General features: G+C 61.1%; 20 protein-coding genes. 10 read left to right on the forward strand and 10 right to left on the reverse strand.

Annotated features, from left to right (window positions below):
* Positions 1-138 precede the first annotated feature (138 nt).
* Positions 139-894 carry an HvfC family RiPP maturation protein gene (locus PMI28_RS04750; RefSeq protein WP_007990954.1) on the reverse strand — a complete coding sequence of 252 codons (756 nt, stop codon included), beginning with the start codon at positions 892-894 and terminating at the stop codon, positions 139-141.
* Positions 887-1,729: an HvfB family MNIO-type RiPP peptide maturase gene (locus tag PMI28_RS04745; RefSeq protein ID WP_007990964.1), complete on the reverse strand. Its 843-nt coding sequence runs from the start codon at positions 1,727-1,729 to the stop codon at positions 887-889. Before PMI28_RS04745 ends, PMI28_RS04750 begins: the two co-directional genes overlap by 8 nt.
* Positions 1,730-2,181: 452 nt before the next feature.
* On the opposite strand from PMI28_RS04745, the gene PMI28_RS04740 reads away from it, so the two are divergent.
* Positions 2,182-3,228 carry a class I SAM-dependent methyltransferase gene (locus PMI28_RS04740; protein ID WP_007990966.1) on the forward strand — a complete coding sequence of 349 codons (1,047 nt, stop codon included), beginning with the start codon at positions 2,182-2,184 and terminating at the stop codon, positions 3,226-3,228.
* 127 nt (positions 3,229-3,355) lie between these two features.
* Entirely contained in the window at positions 3,356-4,198 is an 843-nt protein-coding gene (locus PMI28_RS04735; protein ID WP_007990968.1) for an NAD-dependent protein deacetylase, read from the forward strand.
* A gap of 114 nt (positions 4,199-4,312) precedes the next feature.
* On the opposite strand, the gene PMI28_RS04730 is transcribed toward PMI28_RS04735, so the two are convergent.
* Positions 4,313-5,215 (reverse strand): LysR family transcriptional regulator, encoded by a 903-nt coding sequence (locus PMI28_RS04730; RefSeq protein WP_007990970.1) that lies wholly within the window; start codon positions 5,213-5,215, stop codon positions 4,313-4,315.
* Between the two features lie 173 nt (positions 5,216-5,388).
* On the opposite strand from PMI28_RS04730, the gene PMI28_RS04725 reads away from it, so the two are divergent.
* Genes PMI28_RS04725 through PMI28_RS04715 form a run of 3 tightly spaced genes read left to right on the forward strand, consistent with a single transcriptional unit; the run spans position 5,389 to position 7,982 of the window.
* Positions 5,389-6,087, forward strand: a complete 699-nt coding sequence (locus tag PMI28_RS04725; RefSeq protein ID WP_007990972.1) for a CoA transferase subunit A — start codon at positions 5,389-5,391, stop codon at positions 6,085-6,087.
* 36 nt (positions 6,088-6,123) lie between these two features.
* The gene (locus PMI28_RS04720) at positions 6,124-6,789 is read left to right on the forward strand and encodes a CoA transferase subunit B (RefSeq protein WP_007975748.1); all 666 of its coding nucleotides are present in this window, start codon (positions 6,124-6,126) and stop codon (positions 6,787-6,789) included.
* A gap of 11 nt (positions 6,790-6,800) precedes the next feature.
* Positions 6,801-7,982 carry an acetyl-CoA C-acetyltransferase gene (locus tag PMI28_RS04715; RefSeq protein ID WP_007990976.1) on the forward strand — a complete coding sequence of 394 codons (1,182 nt, stop codon included), beginning with the start codon at positions 6,801-6,803 and terminating at the stop codon, positions 7,980-7,982.
* A gap of 282 nt (positions 7,983-8,264) precedes the next feature.
* On the opposite strand, the gene PMI28_RS04710 is transcribed toward PMI28_RS04715, so the two are convergent.
* Entirely contained in the window at positions 8,265-8,795 is a 531-nt protein-coding gene (locus tag PMI28_RS04710; RefSeq protein WP_007990977.1) for a chalcone isomerase family protein, read from the reverse strand.
* A 166-nt stretch (positions 8,796-8,961) separates the two neighbouring features.
* Here PMI28_RS04710 and PMI28_RS04705 point away from each other — a divergent pair, with 166 nt between their 5' ends.
* The 3 genes from PMI28_RS04705 to PMI28_RS04695 all read left to right on the forward strand — a co-directional run bounded on the left by PMI28_RS04705 (position 8,962) and on the right by PMI28_RS04695 (position 11,393).
* Positions 8,962-9,768, forward strand: a complete 807-nt coding sequence (locus PMI28_RS04705) for a hypothetical protein (RefSeq protein ID WP_007990980.1) — start codon at positions 8,962-8,964, stop codon at positions 9,766-9,768.
* A gap of 97 nt (positions 9,769-9,865) precedes the next feature.
* Positions 9,866-10,537 (forward strand): glutathione S-transferase family protein, encoded by a 672-nt coding sequence (locus PMI28_RS04700; RefSeq protein ID WP_007990982.1) that lies wholly within the window; start codon positions 9,866-9,868, stop codon positions 10,535-10,537.
* A gap of 289 nt (positions 10,538-10,826) precedes the next feature.
* Positions 10,827-11,393, forward strand: coding sequence for a hypothetical protein (locus tag PMI28_RS04695; RefSeq protein WP_007990984.1), 567 nt, complete (start codon positions 10,827-10,829; stop codon positions 11,391-11,393).
* Positions 11,394-11,396: 3 nt separating this feature from the next.
* Here PMI28_RS04695 and PMI28_RS04690 read toward each other — a convergent pair whose 3' ends face one another.
* The 3 genes from PMI28_RS04690 to PMI28_RS04680 all read right to left on the reverse strand — a co-directional run bounded on the left by PMI28_RS04690 (position 11,397) and on the right by PMI28_RS04680 (position 14,391).
* A complete protein-coding gene (locus PMI28_RS04690; protein WP_007990987.1) occupies positions 11,397-12,113 on the reverse strand; it encodes an alpha/beta hydrolase in 717 nt (238 codons plus the stop codon).
* Between the two features lie 181 nt (positions 12,114-12,294).
* Positions 12,295-13,407 carry a succinylglutamate desuccinylase/aspartoacylase family protein gene (locus tag PMI28_RS04685; protein WP_007990989.1) on the reverse strand — a complete coding sequence of 371 codons (1,113 nt, stop codon included), beginning with the start codon at positions 13,405-13,407 and terminating at the stop codon, positions 12,295-12,297.
* 204 nt (positions 13,408-13,611) lie between these two features.
* The gene (locus PMI28_RS04680; RefSeq protein ID WP_007990991.1) at positions 13,612-14,391 is read right to left on the reverse strand and encodes an ABC transporter substrate-binding protein; all 780 of its coding nucleotides are present in this window, start codon (positions 14,389-14,391) and stop codon (positions 13,612-13,614) included.
* A gap of 330 nt (positions 14,392-14,721) precedes the next feature.
* Between PMI28_RS04680 and PMI28_RS04675 the strand changes: the two genes are divergently transcribed.
* On the forward strand, positions 14,722-15,363 hold the full coding sequence (locus tag PMI28_RS04675; protein WP_007990993.1) for a type 1 glutamine amidotransferase: 642 nt from the start codon (positions 14,722-14,724) through the stop codon (positions 15,361-15,363).
* A gap of 133 nt (positions 15,364-15,496) precedes the next feature.
* Here PMI28_RS04675 and PMI28_RS04670 read toward each other — a convergent pair whose 3' ends face one another.
* Entirely contained in the window at positions 15,497-15,931 is a 435-nt protein-coding gene (locus PMI28_RS04670) for a rhodanese-like domain-containing protein (protein ID WP_007990995.1), read from the reverse strand.
* Between the two features lie 101 nt (positions 15,932-16,032).
* Here PMI28_RS04670 and ftrA point away from each other — a divergent pair, with 101 nt between their 5' ends.
* The gene (gene ftrA, locus PMI28_RS04665) at positions 16,033-17,007 is read left to right on the forward strand and encodes a transcriptional regulator FtrA (RefSeq protein ID WP_007990998.1); all 975 of its coding nucleotides are present in this window, start codon (positions 16,033-16,035) and stop codon (positions 17,005-17,007) included.
* 116 nt (positions 17,008-17,123) lie between these two features.
* On the opposite strand, the gene cobF is transcribed toward ftrA, so the two are convergent.
* Both cobF and PMI28_RS04655 read right to left on the reverse strand, forming a co-directional pair.
* Positions 17,124-17,879, reverse strand: coding sequence for a precorrin-6A synthase (deacetylating) (gene cobF / locus PMI28_RS04660; RefSeq protein WP_007991000.1), 756 nt, complete (start codon positions 17,877-17,879; stop codon positions 17,124-17,126).
* Positions 17,879-18,451: a histidine phosphatase family protein gene (locus PMI28_RS04655; RefSeq protein ID WP_007991003.1), complete on the reverse strand. Its 573-nt coding sequence runs from the start codon at positions 18,449-18,451 to the stop codon at positions 17,879-17,881. Before PMI28_RS04655 ends, cobF begins: the two co-directional genes overlap by 1 nt.
* Positions 18,452-18,588 lie beyond the last annotated feature (137 nt).

The raw sequence follows: 18,588 nt of genomic DNA on the forward strand, positions 1-18,588 counted from the left end.
AGGGGCGAGACCTTTGGTTCCTTTGGGGCGTTTGCCAAAGGGACTCGCCGTAAGGGCGAAACCGCCAGCCGCCGTTACCGCAGAAACGGATATGTACTCAATCAACATAGAACCTGGTCGGCCCATAGGCCGCCAAGGTCAAACACCCCCAACAACCCCTTCCTCATGCATCTGCCGCAACAACCCCAAACCACCCTCGAAAAACACCGAAGAACCAACCTGCCCCGCCTCCACCGCCAACCCCTGCAACTGCGCAAGCCCGGTCAACTCCGGGAACTCGCCAATCCGCTGCAACAACCGCCACGCCAACGGACTCAACTCGGAAAACTTCACACTCCAGTCCTCGGCACGACGCACCAGCAACAACGTAGGCTGAGCCGGTAAAACGTCAGGCTGATAATCCGGTCCCACCCGTTGCACCGGCCAGGCATAAGCCAACGGCCAGGCCAGTGGCGACACTTGCAGCGGCCGATCCAGCAACGACCCGGCATCGCCCGTGACCAAAGGCTCGGCCTCGGACTGTTGCAGCGCCATCTCCACCCACTCGTAATGCGCCAGCTCCACCATGAACGGCGGCCACGGCCCATCAGTCAATGCCTGAGGTCCAGTCGCGAGAAACTCGACAAACTCCTGAGCAATCTCACCAAATTTCGGTGTACGGGCGCGGTAGTCCCGCAGAAAGATCCGCACCAGTGAACGCCAGCGTTCATCGCCCAGAATCCTCACCAACACCGGAAAGGTGCCACTGAGCAGTGAACACAGATTGGCAAACACCAGGTCGCGGTAAACCTGTGCCCGCACCGAGTCCATTTCGGTGGGCGGCGCATGGTGTTCAGGGTCACGCAGGTACCGGCCCATGGTGGTTTGTTGATGCAAAAGAGTCGACTTAGCCACGGTTCACGCCCTCCTGCTGCAGGCGGCGAATGGTCTGCAATTCCGCCACCAATTCAGCGAATGCCGGAAAGTTGAAATCCCGCTCCAGCAAGGTCGGTTGTGCACCGAACCGGGCATAAGCCTGGGCCAGCAACGACCACACCGCCGGTTTGACCGAGGCGCCATGGGTGTCGATTTTCAAGGTATCGGACTCGTCGAAATGCCCGGCGATGTGCATGGCTACCACCCGCCCCGAATCGATGCCAGCGAGAAACGCCTGCGGATCGAAGCCGTGGTTGATCGAATTGACATACACGTTGTTGACGTCCAGCAACAGGTCGCAATCGGCCTCACGCAGCACGGCATTGGTGAATGTCACCTCGTCCATGTCTTGTTGGGGCGCGGCGTAATAGGAAACGTTTTCCACCGCCAGCCGCCGGCCGAGGATGTCCTGGGCCTGACGGATCCGCGCGGCGACGTGGTGCACCGCTTCTTCGGTGAAGGGCAACGGCAACAGGTCGTACAGGTGACCGTCATCACTGCAGTAACTCAGGTGCTCGCTGTACAGCGGCACGTTGTAGTGATCGAGGAAACTGCGAACCTCTTGCAGAAAATCGACGTCCAGCGGCGACGGCCCGCCCAGGGACAGGGACAAACCGTGACAGGACAACGGATAGCGTTCAGCCAGGGCCCGCAATGCTGCGCCGTGGGCACCGCCGATACCGATCCAGTTTTCCGGCGCGACTTCCAGAAAGTCGAAATCGCCTGCCGGCGCGACCTGGAGGTCTTTCATTAAACCGCGGCGCAGGCCAAGGCCGACGCTGGCCTTGGCTTCGGGGGGAATGGAGGTCTGCATGGTGTCGATCTCACAAGATGTTCAAGGACGCGAGCCGGTGCCCGCCATGAGACACAGTTAATCGAAGGGGTGTATCGGGACTGTGTTCGGCTGGGGCCGGAATATGAGGTCACTGTGTCAAAAAGGGGTCTGGATACAGTGGGATACACACGATCCTTGCGGGCACTGCCGTTACCTGTGGGAGCGGGCTTGCTCGCGAAAGCGGCGGGTCAGTCAACCTCTCTTTTGAATGTGCCGGCCTCTTCGCGAGCAAGCCCGCTCCCACAAGGTCCCGTGTCGGTCAGGAAGATGTAGCTTTCGTCGCTCAACGCGGCGCTATATGGCCTGCGAACTAAACTAAATGCACGCAGGACCCGCTTGGTGCCCTGCACATTCCCACGACCACCGCCCAGCGGCGAACAACTCCCAAAACAATGCCTCTGGACCGTGATCCTGCTGAAGGAGCACACGTGATGGACGAGGCCAGACTTAACGATTTCATGGGCAAACTGGTGAATGACATGGGCGGCGCAGCGATGGTCGCCAACGTCATCCTCGGCGAAGAGCTCGGCCTATACCGGGCGATGGCCGACAGCCAGCCCATCACCCCCGAAACCCTTGCCGAGAAAACCGGCTGCAACACCCGCCTGCTGCGCGAATGGCTCAGCGCCCACGCTGCCTCCGGCTACATGGAACACCGCGACGGCCAGTTCCGCCTGCCCGAAGAGCAAGCCCTGGCCTTGGCCATCGAAGACTCACCGGTCTATATCGCCGGGGGTATCGGTGTGGTCGCGTCGTTTTTCCACGACAAGGACAAGCTGGTCAACGCCATGCGCGGCAACGGCGCCCTGCCCTGGGGCGAGCACCATCCGTGCATGTTCAGTGGTACCGAACGTTTCTTTCGCCCAGGCTACAAAGCCCACTTGGTCAGCGAATGGTTGCCGGCCCTCGACGGCGTGGTGGCCAAACTGGAAGACGGGGCCAAAGTGGCGGACATCGGCTGCGGGCATGGCGCCTCGACAGTGATCATGGCCCAGGCGTTTCCGGATTCGCGCTTCGTCGGCTTCGACTATCACGCGCCTTCCGTTACCGTCGCCACACAACGGGCCGAAGAAGGCGGTGTGTCCGGCCGGGCCAGGTTCTTCCAGGGCACGGCAAAAAGCTACCCCGGCAGCGACTACGACCTGATCTGCTACTTCGACTGCCTGCACGACATGGGTGACCCGGTGGGCGCGGCCAAACATGCTTATGAATCGTTGAAAGACGACGGCACCGTGCTGCTGGTCGAGCCCTACGCCAACGACTTGCTCGACGACAACGTCAACCCGGTAGGACGCCTGTTCTACGCGGCGTCGACCTTTATCTGCACGCCCAACTCGCTGTCCCAGGAAGTCGGCCTCGGGCTGGGTGCCCAGGCCGGTGAAGCGCGGTTGCGCAAAGTGTTCACCGACGCGGGTTTCACACGCTTTCGCCGGGCGACGGAAACGCCGTTCAACCTGATTCTGGAGGCGCGCAAATAAACACCGCCGCCCTCTCTGTAGGAGCGAGCCTGCTCGCGAGAAGCGCGGTCACGCCGCGGGGTGTCAGGCTTACAGTGTTATCGTTGACGACCATCGCGAGCAAGCTCGCTCCTACAGGTTTCCCAGCATGCTCGACAGCATGATCCGTGACCAACTCGACCGCCTCCATCAACACATGGCGGACCAGCCGTTTGCAGTGCTGACCGGTGCCGGCATCAGTACACCTTCGGGTATCCCCGATTATCGCGACAACCAGGGCGTGCGGCGGGGCCGGCAGCCAATGATGTATCAGGAGTTTCTCTCGGCCCCGGAGTCCCGGCGACGCTATTGGGCGCGGGCGATGCTCGGCTGGCCACGGGTGCGCCTGGCGCAGCCGAATGTGGCCCACGACACCCTGGCCAGTCTGCAGGGCACGCAACAGATCAGCGGGTTGATCACCCAGAACGTCGACACCCTGCACGACCAGGCCGGCAGCTATGACGTGATCGAACTCCACGGCAGTTTGCACCGGGTGTTGTGCCTCGATTGCGGCCGGCTCTGCGAGCGCGATTCGATCCAGCGCTTGATGGAAGCCCGGAACCCGTACCTGGCCGGCGTGGACGCGGTACAGGCGCCGGACGGCGACACCTTGCTCGACCCGGCCTTCGAAGCACGCTTCCAGGTCCCGCACTGCCCGCATTGCGCCGGGGAACGGATGAAGCCGGATGTGGTGTTTTTTGGTGAAAACGTCGCGCAGGCCACAGCGGCCAAGGCGATGGCGGCCGTTGACCAGGCTGCCGGGTTGTTGGTGATCGGGTCTTCGCTGATGGCCTATTCGGCGTTTCGCTTGTGCCGGGCGGTGGTGGATCAGGGCAAGCCGTTGATCGCGATCAACCTGGGCAAGACCCGGGCGGATGACATTCTGGATCTGAAGATTGAGGGGGCGTGCGAGCAGTTATTGCCCTTATTGGCAGAACGCCTCACTTCCTGATCAACACAAAACTCTGTGGGAGCGGGCTTGCTCGCGAAGAGGGCGGCACATCCAACATCTTTTTTGCCTGACCCACCGCTTTCGCGAGCAAGCCCGCTCCCACAGGTATTGTGATCAATTCATGGAGAAACGCTGCCCAAGGTTTTCCTCCTTCAACACATCAAACAAGGCCTGCGCCGCCGCCGACAGTTCGCCCCCAGGCAAGGTCAACACCCCGAGCGCCCGCTCCACCACCGGATCGCGCAAGGTAATGCAACGCGCTCCCAGTTCACGCATCTGCCCCGCGCACAAGGCCGGCACCGCGCTCACACCCAGGCCACTGGCGACCATGCGCCCGACCGTCGCCAGTTGATGGCTTTCAAACTCCACCGACAGCTTCATGCCGCGGGCCTGCAAATGCTCTTCCAGCATCACCCGCACGGTGGAAGGTCGCTGCAAGGTAATGAACGGCTCCTTGAGCAGCGTCTGCCAGTCGATGTCATCCCGCCCGGCCAGCGCCGAATCCAAGGGCACCACCGCGACGAAACGGTCGATGTACAGCGGCGTGAATTGCAGCGGCGAACTCTGGGTCGGCTCGAACGCCACCCCCAATTCAACCTGGCGGTCACGGACCATTTCCAGCACTTGCTCGTTGATCACGTCGTTAACCGTCACGTTGACGTTCGGATAGCGGGCGCGGAATGTCTTGAGGATCGGCGGCAGCAGGTTGCCGGCGAACGAGGGCATCGCCGCCAGGGTCACGCGACCGCGCTGCAGGGCGAAGCGCTGACGCAGTTCATCTTCGGCATTGTCCCAGTCGGCGATCAACCGGCGCGCCAGCGGTACCAGGGTTTCGCCTTCGGCGGTGAGCGCCACGTTGCGCGTATTGCGGGTGAACAAGCGCCCGCCCAGGCCCTCCTCCAGCGCCTTGATGGTCAGGCTCAGGGCCGATTGCGACAGGTGCAGGCGCTCGCAGGCCACGGCAAAGCTCAGGCTCTGGGCAACGGCCAGAAAGGCACGGATCTGCTTTATGGTCATGGTCGCTTCGCTTCCAGTTGTAAGCTACAAACTTGGAGCTGCAAGAAAGCAGCGGTTTGTTGAGTTTTATCTATTAATCAACATTAAAAATCAACTTAACAAATGAATTAACCAGCGCGACACTCAACTCCATTCGGCTAGCCAGCCGCCCACAAAGAATAAAAGAGGTGCATATGGCAGGTTTCGACAAGCGCGTGAGTTCCTACGAGGAAGCTCTGGCAGGTCTTGAAGACGGCATGACCGTGATCGCCGGCGGCTTCGGCCTGTGCGGGATCCCGGAAAACCTGATCGCCGAGATCAAGCGCAAAGGCACTCGCAACCTCACCGTGGTTTCCAACAACTGCGGCGTTGACGGTTTTGGCCTTGGCGTACTGCTGACCGACCGCCAGATCAGCAAAGTGGTGGCGTCCTACGTCGGCGAAAACAAGCTGTTCGAAGAGCAACTGCTCAAAGGCGAAATCGAAGTCATCCTGACCCCGCAAGGCACTCTCGCCGAGAAAATGCGCGCTGGCGGCGCTGGCATTCCAGCCTTCTTCACCGCCACCGGCGTTGGCACTCCAGTTGCCGAAAGCAAGGAAGTGCGCGAATTCCATGGCCGCAAGTACCTGATGGAAGAGTCCATCACCGGCGACTTCGCCATCGTCAAAGGCTGGAAAGCTGACCATTTCGGTAACGTGATCTATCGCCACACCGCCCAGAACTTCAACCCGCTGGCCGCCACTGCCGGCAAGATCACCGTGGTCGAAGTCGAGGAAATCGTCGAACCCGGCGAGCTGGACCCGGCACAGATCCATACCCCTGGCATCTACGTCGACCGGATCATCTGCGGCACGTTCGAGAAGCGCATCGAACAGCGCACCGTGCGTAAGTGATCCCCTGCCCCCGGACCGAATGAAGGAATAACAAAAATGGCACTTTCCCGCGAACAAATGGCTCAACGCGTCGCCCGCGAAATGCAGGACGGCTTCTACGTGAACCTGGGCATCGGCATTCCGACCCTGGTCGCCAACTACATCCCCGAAGGCATGGAAGTCATGCTGCAGTCGGAAAACGGCCTGCTCGGCATGGGTCCGTTTCCTACTGAAGAAACCATCGATGCCGACATGATCAACGCCGGCAAACAAACCGTGACCGCACGTATCGGTGCTTCGATTTTTTCCTCGGCCGAGTCCTTCGCGATGATCCGCGGTGGTCATGTCGACCTGACCGTGCTGGGTGCGTTTGAAGTAGACGTGCAAGGCAACATCGCCTCGTGGATGATCCCCGGCAAGCTGGTCAAGGGCATGGGCGGCGCGATGGACCTGGTCGCCGGTGCAGACAACATCATCGTCATCATGACCCACGCGTCCAAGGACGGTGAGTCCAAGCTCTTGTCCCAATGCAGCCTGCCGCTGACCGGCGCCGGGTGCATCAAGCGCGTGCTGACCGACCTCGCCTACCTGGAAATCGAAAATGGCGCATTTGTCCTCAAGGAACGCGCACCTGGCGTCAGTGTTGAGGAAATCGTCGCCAAAACCGCTGGTAAACTGATCGTGCCGGACCACGTGCCGGAAATGCAGTTCGCTGCCCAGTGAGGAATCATTCCATGCAAGAAGTCGTCATTGTTGCCGCCACGCGCACCGCGATCGGCAGTTTCCAGGGTTCGCTGGCCAATGTGTCCGCGGTTGACCTGGGCGCTGCGGTGATCCGCCAGTTGCTGGCGCAAACCGGCCTGAACCCGGCCGAAGTCGATGAAGTGATCATGGGCCAGGTGTTGACCGCCGGCGCCGGGCAAAACCCTGCGCGCCAGGCCGCGATCAAGGCCGGCCTGCCCTTCGCTGTACCGGCCATGACCCTGAACAAGGTCTGCGGTTCCGGTCTCAAGGCCCTGCACCTGGGCGCCCAGGCGATCCGCTGCGGCGATGCCGAGGTGATCATCGCCGGCGGCCAGGAAAACATGAGCCTGGCCAACTACGTAATGCCCGGCGCGCGCACCGGCCTGCGCATGGGCCACGCGCAGATCGTCGACACCATGATCAGCGATGGCCTGTGGGATGCGTTTAACGACTACCACATGGGCATCACCGCCGAGAACCTGGCCGAGAAGTACAACCTGACTCGCGAGCAGCAGGATGCCTTCGCTGCGGCCTCGCAGCAGAAAGCCGTGGCCGCCATCGAAGCCGGGCGCTTCGTCGATGAAATCACCCCGATCCTGATCCCGCAGCGCAAGGGCGATCCGCTGTCCTTCGCCACCGACGAGCAGCCACGGGCCGGCACCACCGCCGAATCCCTGGGCAAACTCAAAGCGGCCTTCAAGAAGGACGGTTCGGTGACCGCCGGCAACGCGTCGTCGCTGAACGACGGTGCCGCCGCCGTGATCCTGATGAGCGCCGAAAAAGCCAAGGCCCTGGGCCTGCCGGTACTGGCGAAAATCGCGGCGTACGCCAACGCAGGCGTTGACCCGGCGATCATGGGCATCGGCCCGGTGTCGGCCACCCGTCGTTGCCTGGACAAGGCTGGCTGGAACATCGATCAACTGGACCTGATCGAAGCCAACGAAGCCTTTGCCGCGCAATCGCTGGCGGTGGCCAAGGACCTGGAATGGGACTTGAACAAGGTCAACGTCAACGGCGGCGCCATCGCCCTGGGCCACCCGATCGGTGCCTCGGGTTGCCGCGTGCTGGTAACCCTGCTGCATGAAATGCTCAAGCGTGATGCCAAAAAAGGCCTCGCCACCCTGTGCATCGGTGGCGGTCAGGGCGTGGCACTGGCGCTCGAACGGGCTTAAAGCGTTCAACAGTCGGCGCGGGGACCCACGAAGATCCGTCGCCGTCTGGACAAACACCCGGTGCGATGCAAGTCGTACCGGGTTCTTTTTTGCCTGCGTTTTTTTCAGTTAGACCGCGTTATCGTTCTTCGCGAGCAAGCCCGCTCCCACATTTGACCGAGTTGTCCAGACGAGCGCGGTCCACTGTGGGAGCGGGCTTGCTCGCGAAGGGGCCCGACGACTCACCCCAAAAACTGCAGAGTCAACCCACTGTCCGCCCCACTGATCACCACAAAGCAAAGTCTACGGAGCCATGCCCAGCAACTGCTGGCGCAATTCGGGGTTGCTGGTACGCGGATCGAGCCAGATAGCAAAAAATGCCTGGGCGAATTGCAGGTCCTTCACTTCACGCAATAACTGCTGGCCAAGAAAAAACCGCGCGCCCTGCCCCGGCAGATACACCCCGGTCAACCGCGTGCCGGCCTGCACATCGACGAACGACTGTTGCATCTGCGTCTGCCAGGACGCCAGTTGCTCGGCACTGACCGAGGTGCCAGAGAGTCGCTTGATCTCCCTGACGCTGGCGTTCACCAGATCTTCACAGGAAATGCTGCGCTGGTAGATCAGCTCCAGGGCGAACGGCTGATCGCCCGCCAAGGGCCGCGACATACTCCAGAGCCGCGCGCTGTAGACATCGAAGCCGTACTTGCGAAACTCCCCACTGCCGATGACTTGCGCACCGGGCAGCGAATCCTGCCAATTGGCCAGGGCCTGGCAGCTCAGCAAAACAAGCAGCCACAGACCATGGCGCAGCGGTAATCGTTGGCGGTTCATGCGGGTTGGCCTCATCACGGGATGCCCAGAAAAACGTATGCACAAGAGGCCCTTTCGGACATTTTCCTACGGGCCGTATTTTTGTATACAAAATCCGCATACAGATAAAGCAATCTACCCGACGCAATGTTACCGTTGCTACCTCACACAGATCGGAGACATGCGCGTGTTAATCCTCAAATTGCTGGTGATTCCAGGCTTCCTGCTGCTGATTTCCCTGGCTGGCAAACGCTGGGGGCCGAGCGTGGCCGGTTGGTTGTCGGGATTGCCGGTGGTGGTCGGACCGATCCTGTTGTTCCTCGCACTTGAACAAGGCCAGGCGTTCGCTGCGCAATCGGCCACCGCGGCACTGTCGGCCATGTTCGCGATGATTGCGTTTTGCGTGACCTACGCCCAGGTCGCACAACGGGCCGGATGGCCAGTGGCGTTGATGATCTCGCTGTCGGTCTGGGCGGTGGTGGCGGTTGTCCTGTCGCTGATCCCGGCATCCCTGGTGTTTTCGGTGTGCGCCGCCGCGACCGCGCTGCTCGCCGCACCGTACCTGTTCCCCGCCGTGCAACCGGTGCTCAGTGGCCCGGCGCCGAAATCCGACAAACTCTTGTTGCGCATGGTGGCCGGTGCATTGCTCACATTGGTCGTGACACTGCTGGCCAGCACTGTCGGCGACCGCTGGAGCGGCCTGCTGGCGGTATTTCCGGTATTGGGCAGCGTGATGGCGGTGTTCTCCCAGCAAACCCGTGGCCCGGCCTTTACGGCTGCGTTGCTGCGCGCCACCGCCACCGGCATGTACTCGTTCGCCGCATTCTGTCTGGTGTTGGCGCTGGCACTGCCGACGATGGGAATGAACGCCTTTGTGCTGGGCATCGCGGTGTCGGTGGCCATGCTGGGGGTGACCAAACGCCTGCTGGCGCGGCCGGTTGGCCCGACGACAGGCGCCGAAGACACCGTCAAAACACCGAAACACGTTCGATAATTTCGCACGAATAGAACAACAACCTCGCACGTCAATCGAACGGGTTTGCTTCAACATCAGCCTCAGTTCCACCCCCTACCCGACTGAGGCCTACACCATGAAATTGTTTTTCCACCCTTCGCCGAACCCGATGAAAGTTGCCCTGCTGCTCGAAGAGCTGCAAACGCCTTACGAATTGATCGGCGTCGACACCTTCAAGGGCGAGCAACACCAGCCAGCCTTTCTGGCAATCAACCCGAACGCCAAGGTACCCGCGCTGGTGGATGGCGATGCCACCGTGTTCGACTCACAGGCGATCCTGCTGCACCTGGCACAGAAACATCAGCGTTTCCTGCCGACGTCCGCTGCCGGCCAGGCCGAAATGCTGTCGTGGCTGATGTTCATCGGCACCGGCCTATCGCCGTTCTCCGGTCAGGCGGTGCACTTTCTGCACCACGCACCGGAAGATCTGCCTTACGCGAAAAACCGCTATTTCAAGGAAGTCGAACGCCACTATCGCATCCTCGACGAGCGCCTGGCCAAGCATCAGTACCTGGCAGGCGACACCTACAGCATCGCCGACATGGCTCTGTGGGGCTGGGCCAACTACGCGCCCTACATCCTCGGCGAGAGCGGTCTGGCGGCCTACCCGAACGTCAAGCGCCTGTACGATGAAATCAGCGCCCGCCCGGCCGCCCGGCGTGCCCACGGCCTGAAAGAGAAACTGGTGCTCAAGGCCGAATTCGACGAAGAAACCCGTCGCAACCTGTTCCCGCAAAACCAGGCGTAATCCGCCGGTTCTAGCCTTCGAGGGTGATGAAATGAGTGATCAATGTGGCGAGGGAGCTTGCTCCCGCTCGGCTGCGCAGCAGTCGCCAACCCATTCGATGAGGTACGTCTGAAAGAATGCAGGGGGCCGCTTCGCGGCCCAGCGGGAGCAAGCTCCCTCGCCACAGGTAAGCCACCTCATCGCAGATCGCTGCTTTGCCTGAGTGACCGCTCGTTAGAGCACGCTGGAATGCACCACAACCTCCATGGGATGATCGCGCCCCACCGCGCGCCCGTCCCTGGAGATTTCGATGTCATTGTTGAGTAAAAAAGCCCTTGTCCTGCTGCTGGCAGCCGCTACCGGCCTTGGGGCTTTGAATGCGCAGGCCGCCAAGGCCACTTCCAGCGATGCGCCAGCACAGAAGGTCTCGATGCTCGGTGGCAAGTTCACCTTCAACCTGCCCAAGGGTTTCAGCGCCAACCCGCTGCCCGCCAGCCCGGACGGTGCCAGCGGCACCCTGTACAGCAATGCGACCACCAGGACCGTGGTGATCGCCGCGGAAAACACCCTGCCCAATGGTATCAGCGTCAAGGACAACGACGGCGGGTTCCTCGATGGCACCGTGGCTGACTTCGATGCGGCGCAACACAAATCCCTGCCCGACTACAACAAACTGAGCGAGAAAAGCCTGACCCATAAAACCGGTCTGGGCCTGCGCCAAGTCGATGGCACCGCCACTCAGGGCGGTGGCATGACCCTCACCACCACGCTGATGGCGGCATCCGGCACCCGCATGGCGGTGATTCAGGTGATCTCCCGTCCCGGCGACATGGCGGCCCACGAAACCCTGATCAAACAGATCGTCAGCGGAAAATAAGACTCAGGGGTTGAGACGCTGCAGCCAGGCACTCAAATCCTCTATCTCGTCGGCGCTGATGTTGTGACCGACACCGGGGTAACCGTGGAACTCGGGTTCGAGTGACACGCTCTGCAACAGGCTGTTGGCTTCGGTACCATCGCTGTAGGGAAGGCGTTTGTCCTGCTCGCCATGACCGATGAAAATCGCCAGCGACTGACGTTTTTCATCTGGTTGGAGCTCGGACTTGAGCACCGACAGAATCCGCCCGCTCAACGCAGCGATCCCACCGAGCGCCTCGGGATGCCGCAGGCCTGTTTCGTAGGACATGATCGCGCCCTGGCTGAACCCCACCAGGAATACCTTCTCGGGCTCGGTGTGATACTTCTTCGTGGCCTGTGCGACGAAATCCAGCAGCAACTGGCCGCTGGACGTCAGATCATCGGTCTCGCCGTTGTAGGCCCCTTCGCCCTTCTTGCGGAACCACTGGTAACCGCCCTCCTGCATCACTATCGGCGCTCGTACCGACAGGTAGGTGTAGGCCGCGGGCAAGTCATCCTTGATGCCGAACAGGTCCTGCTCGTTACTGCCGTAACCGTGGAGGAAAATCACCAGGGGTTGATGGTTCGAATCGGCGCTGGCCTGCTCCAGGTACTTGAGCGGCAGGTCGGTTTGCAGCGGGGATTGGGCGTGGACGGCAGTGGATGCCAACAGCGTGAGCAGAGCGAGAATCTTCAACATGGGTCTTCCTTCACGGAATGCAGGATTCGCGCAAGAGCCTAACACTGCTCAGTAGGCAGGAACATCTCGGGCGTGGCTGATGCCGTCTTCGCGAGCAAGCCCGCTCCCACATTTGGAATGCACTTCCTGTGGGAGCGGGCTTGCTCGCGAAGAGGCCCGAACAGGCAACAAAAATCTCCGGTCAATCGTTGATCAACTTGCCCGCCCGAATCGGCTCGCGCCCGGCGACTTTCGCTTGCCAGGTGCCCGGCTGGGTGTAGCGCCCACGATCGATGGCGAACAGCACGCCACTGGTGCCGGCCTGCACGGTAGTGACCTTGTCGTTCAACGGGTCGACCACTTCGAACAGCGCATCGCCCTTCTCCACCCACTCCCCGGCCTCACGCAGGAAACTGACCACACCGTGATGCGGGGCGAACAAGTATTGGGTGCCTTCGAACGGCATACCTTCACAGCATTCGGCCGGTGCCGCCGGCCAGGTGCCGGAGATGAAACCTTGCTCGGCGAGAAACCCGAGGATTGCCTCGCAATTGGCTTGCGCCTGATCAACCTGGGTATCGCCCATGCTGCCCAACTCCAGCGTGGTCGCCAGGTTGGCCGGTGGAATCGCCGCCGCCGGGAACGCCCTGGCCAGACGCAACCATGGCGCAGAGCAGGATTCATCAAACGAGCTGCCGCCGGAGTCTTCACACAACAACGCCACGCCGGCCTTCAAACGCGCCGCCAGGGATTGCCATTGCGGCCAGTGCTGCGGCAAGGCGTAAATGTGGATGGCCGCGTCGAAATCGCAATGCAGATCGAGGGTGATGTCGGCGTCGCAGGCATGGCGCAACAACAGGCGGTGCATGGCTTCCAGCTGCGATGGTGCTGCCGGCAAGTCGTCGAGCACCTGGCCCATGGTCTGGCGAATCAGCGCGATGTTGGCCTGGGCATCGCTGCCAAGGCGATCACCGATCAACGCGCCCACAGGTGCACTGAGCTCGACGAACGAGCGGTTGAAGTTCTTGCCGCTGCCGAGTTCGAAACGCCCCATGTGGCTGCCTTGCAAGTGCTGGTCGAGGCCAATGGGATTGGCCACCGGCACCAGTTCGATCACACCCTTCAATTGCCCCTGCTGTTCAAGTTCGGACAGGCGCTTCTTCAACTCCCAGGCCGTGCGCATGCCCGGCAATTCGTCGGCGTGCAGGCTGGCCTGGATGTACACCTTGCGCGTGCCCGCACCATAGCGAAACACGCTGAGGGTGCGCTCGGTGCCCAGGTGGCTCCAGGGCAGTGGATGGTCGATGCGTTGCATGTGGGCGACTCCTGATGTCTGTACGGCGAGATCACCTGTGGGAGCGGGCTTGCTCGCGAAGGCGTCGTGTCAGGCAACATGGATGTTGAATGTACCGACGCCTTCGCGAGCAAGCCCGCTCCCACAGGTATCTCAGTGCTGAAAATGATTGCATAAAAAAAATGGCAACCGCTTCAACGGTTGCCACTTTTTTAAACGGCTCGCTTACTCGCCGTAAACGTCAAACTTGAAGTACTTGTCCTGCACTTGCTTGTACTTGCCGTTGGCGCGGATTTCGGTAATCGCGGTGTTGAACTTGTCGGCCAGTTCCTTATCACCCTTGCGCACGGCAATGCCTGCGCCGCCACCGAAGTATTTCGGATCGTTGTACTCAGGACCGACGAAGGCAAAACCTTTACCGGCGTCGGTTTTCAGGAAACCGTCGTCCAGGTTGACCGAGTCGGCCAGCAGCGCATCGATGCGGCCCGACACCATGTCGAGGTTGGCTTCCTGCTGGGAGCCGTAGCGCACCAGCTCGATACCGGCAGGCACCAGCACTTCCGTGGCGAAGCGGTCGTGGGTACTGGCGCGCAGCACACCGACTTTCTTGCCTTTGAGTTCGGTCAGTGGATCCTTGATGCTGGAACCTTCCTTCATCACGAAGCGTGCCGGGGTGTGGTAGTACTTGATGGTGAAATCGACGTTCTTCTTGCGGTCATCGGTGATGGTCATGGACGACAGGATGGCGTCGATTTTCTTGACCTTCAGCGCAGGAATCAGGCCGTCGAACTCTTGCTCGACCCAGGTGCACTTGACTTTCATCTGCTCGCACAGAGCGTCGCCGATGTCCACGTCGAAACCGGTGAGTTTGCCGTCAGGGGTTTTCATCGAGAATGGCGGGTAGCCAGCTTCGATACCGATGCGGATCGGCTTGGCGTCTTCGGCCACGGCGGTCAGGGACAACATCGACAGTGCCAGGGCACCGAACATCACTAGCTTCTTCATTTATTACTCCTGTGTGCGGAGGCTTTTATTGGCAGCTTCGATTGGCAGCGTTCGGTCATCGCTTCGTGAGCGGGAACCGAAGTGGCCGGCAGTCTAGAGTGGCTACAGGAGGGCAAATTACGCTGAGGCGACAAATATTTATAGAAAAGTGGCGGCGGGATGCAGGGGTTGAGGTGCACGCGCCATGACGGAGCAATGTCTGTCAGACAAGCCGCGCTTTCAGACCAGACCTACAGGTTTCCCGGCGTCATCCGACGGAATGAACCGACTGGCGATACCGGATGTTTTACGGCACATTGAGCGCCCTTGCGTCCCATCGAGAGTAGCGTGATGCCCACGTTGAACCTGATCCAGCACCACCCCGCCGAAGGTCCGGGCGCCATCGCCTTCTGGGCCGAATCCCGTGGGCTGACGCTGAACGTGTTTCGCGCCGACCTGGGCCAATTGCCGCCCGTCAGCGCCGATCCCGTGATCCTGTTGGGCGGGCCTTATGAATCCAATGCCGGTCCGGCCTGGCTGGAAGCCGAGCGGCAATGGCTCAAAGGCAGTCTCGATCATGACGCGGCCGTGTTCGCCATATGCCTGGGGGCCCAGTTGCTGGCGCTGAGTCTCGGAGGGAATGTACGGCGGATGGACCAGACCGAAACCGGATGGACCAGCGTGACCTTTATCGACGGGCAAACGCTGAAGGTGCTGGAGTGGCACGAGGACGCCATCGACCTGCCGCCTGCCGCACAGCTGTTGGCCAGCAACGAACACTGTGTGCAGCAGATGTACCGGGCAGGGCCGGCGCGGCTGGGGTTGCAGTTTCATCCGGAGTGGAACGCCGAGTCGGTGGCCATGCTCAATGCGCATTTTGGCGATGAATCGCCGTTGCCCCGGGGTCCGCAGGACGGTGCGGCCTACGCCGACGTATTTGCGTGGTTGCAGGCAACACTGGATGAGTGGTGGGCGGCCTCCAAGCCACGCTGAGGTGTTTTGCAACCATCCTTTGTGGCGAGGGAGCTTGCTCCCGCTGGGTCGCGAAGCGGCCCCAAAACTGCGCCTGCTTCGCAGCCGAGCGGGAGCAAGCTCCCTCGCCACAGGAATCAATGGGGTTTGAAGATCAGCATTCGCAACCGATTACTTCACTGACAGGCCGCGGCACCACGGCACTCAACTCAAACCCTTCATCCAGCCATCCGGTCACGCCGCCAATCATCTCCTTGACCGGGTAACCCAGGGCCGCCAGCTTCACTGCTGCCTTGTTGGCGCCGTTGCAGTGAGGCCCGGCGCAATAGACCACGAACAGGCTGTCTTTCGGATACCCCGCCAAACCTTCGGCTGTCAGCAAACGCCTGGGAATGTTGATCGCTCCCGGCACATGCCCGCGCTCGAACGCCAGCGGGCCACGAACATCCACCAGAATGAAATCGACTTCACCCCCCTGCTGGCTGGCGTGGACGTCGGAACAATCGGTCTCGAACGTCAGACGGTTGCTGAAATGCATTAGGGCGATGGCCGATGGGGCGGCAGGAATTTCGCGAACCAGACTGGTCATGGGCTGTACTCCAAAGAGGCGGTGGGTGTGGGAAGACTTTATCCGCCAGATACTTGCGGCTACAGTGGCGCACAAGACACTCACCGGGAATTTTCCGCCAAATGCACCCTACCCCAGGAATGGTCGCGATTCTGGCCTACGACGGCCTCTGCACATTCGAGTTCGGCATTGCCGTGGAGATCTTCGGCCTGCCACGACCTGAATTCGATTTTCCGTGGTACGAGCACCGTATCGTCGCAGTCGATCAAGGGCCGATGCGTGCCATGGGCGGCATCCAGGTCCTGGCCGATGGCGGCATGGAATTGCTCGCCGATGCCCGCACCATCATCATCCCCGGCTGGCGCGACCGTAGCGCCACGGTGCCCGTGGAGCTGATCGCCGCCCTGCGCCAGGCCCATGCGCGGGGTGCGCGGTTGCTGTCGATCTGCTCCGGTGTTTTCGTCCTCGCTGCCACCGGGTTGCTCGACGGGCACGGTGCGACCACGCACTGGCGCTATACCTCGGAACTGGCTGAGCGGTTTCCCGACATTCTGGTGGACCCGGACGTGCTGTATGTCGACTCCGGCCAATTGATCACCTCCGCCGGCAGCGCGGCAGGCATCGATGCCTGCCTGCATCTGGTGGCGCGGGATTTCGGTACGCAGGTGGCCAATTGCGTGGCCCGGCGCCTGGTCATGTCGCCACAACGCAGCGGTGGCCAGGCGCAATTCATTCCGACGCCGGTCAGTCCTACACCGCGCAGCGATCTTTCCCGCGTCATGCAGTGGGCACGTGAGCGTTTGCACGAGCCACTGGAAGTGCGCGACCTGGCCAGCGAAGCCGCGATGAGCGAACGCACGTTCCTGCGTCGCTTCACCGAAGCCAGCGGCCAATCACCGAAAACCTGGTTGCAGCATGAGCGTCTGGGCCGCGCCCGCGAGCTGCTGGAAAGCAGCGACCAGAACACCGAGCAGATTGCCGAACGTTGTGGTTATCGCTCGGTGGAAAGCTTCCGGGTAGCCTTTCGAACGGTGGTCGGCGTACCGCCTTCGGTGTATCGGGAGCGGTTTGGGCGTGGGGGCAGTGCTGTGTTTTGAGGTGTTCTCAAGGCCCTCTTCGCGAGCAAGCCCGCTCCCACAGGTTTTGTGTTGTTCACACCAACCCTGTGGGAGCGGGCTTGCTCGCGAAGGGGCCAGACCGGGCTAGCCAACTTTCAAGGCTTGCGCAATAAATAGGTATCCATGATCCAGCCATTAGCCAGCCGCGCCGCCTTGCGCACCCGTTCAATTTCATCCGCCACATCCTTGAGTTTGCCGCTGATCAGGATTTCGTCCGGCGTCCCCAAATAGGCCCCCCAGTAAATGTCGGTTTCCTGATCGACCACCTGATGGTAAGCATCCTGGGCATCGAGCATCACCACCAGGCTGTCGGCATCGCTCACCTGCCCCGCCGCCAGGCGCCGGCCTGTGGTGATTTCTACGGAGCGGCCAATCTGGTTGAGCGGCACCTTGTGCTGTGCTGCCAACGCCTGGACGCTGGTAATGCCGGGGATCACCTCGAACTCGAACGCACAGGCACCTGAGGCCTGGATCGCCTGAAGAATACGAATGGTGCTGTCGTACAGCGCCGGGTCGCCCCACACCAGAAAACCGCCACACTGACCGTCAGCCATTTCCTCGTTGATCAGCCGCTCGAAGGTCTGCTGTTTGGCCAGGTTCAAGACATCAACGCTGGTCTTGTAGTCCACCTCACCGCGCTCGCGCTCCGGGCTGTGGGCTTCGACAAAACGGTAATCGTGATCGGTGATGTAGCGTTCGCAGATTTCGCGCCGCAAATCGGTGAGTTTGTTTTTGCTTTCGCCCTTGTCCATGAGAAAAAAAACATCGACCTGATTCAGCGCCTTCACCGCTTGCATCGTGATGTAGTCGGGATTGCCGGCACCAATACCGATGACCAGGAGTTTTTTCATCACAGCAGATCCTCGGGATCAGTGCCCGGCAAGCGCAGCCGCCAGCGGCCATGGAACCTCAGCTCGACAGCCGCCAAGGGTTCGACGTCGATCAGGCTGGACGCCCCACCCTGCAATACGTGCGTCAGCGCGGCGCGGATGACAAAGGGATGGGTAATGGCAACGATGTGCCCCGGTGTCGATTGCAACGAGGTCAGCCACACGCTCATCCGCTCCTCCAGTTGCAGCACCGACTCGCCACCGTGGGGTGCCGAAGCCGGGTCTACCAACCAATACTGGAGGTTCTCAGCTTCAGCCTTTTGAAGTTCACCGATGCGAACACCGCCCCAACGCCCGAAGTCGCAGTCCCTCAACGCGTCGACAATCTCCGGCGAGCTGCCGAACAGTTCAGCGGTTTGCCGGGTGCGCAACTCCGGGCCGCAGACAAGGCGTGGAGCACCCTTGAACTGATTGCAACGGGAGAGCCTGAGCGCTTGCCAATCCATCTCCAGAGGTTCGTCCAAAGGAAAACGCGCCAATTTTTGTGCGACGGTTCGAGCGTGGCAAATCAGGGTTAAACGGGTTGCCTGCACCAGGAGTCACTCTATGGATGGAAAGGAACGATGGTTCAATTGTGCCGCAAGTAAGCAGACCCGGGGGGGTAATGCCCGCCAGTTAAGCAATTTCAGCCGCGACCCCCTTTGTAGCAGCTGCCGAGCCCGCGAGGCTG

Origin of the sequence: Pseudomonas sp. GM48 (assembly GCF_000282335.1) — a bacterium.
Classification (GTDB): domain Bacteria; phylum Pseudomonadota; class Gammaproteobacteria; order Pseudomonadales; family Pseudomonadaceae; genus Aquipseudomonas.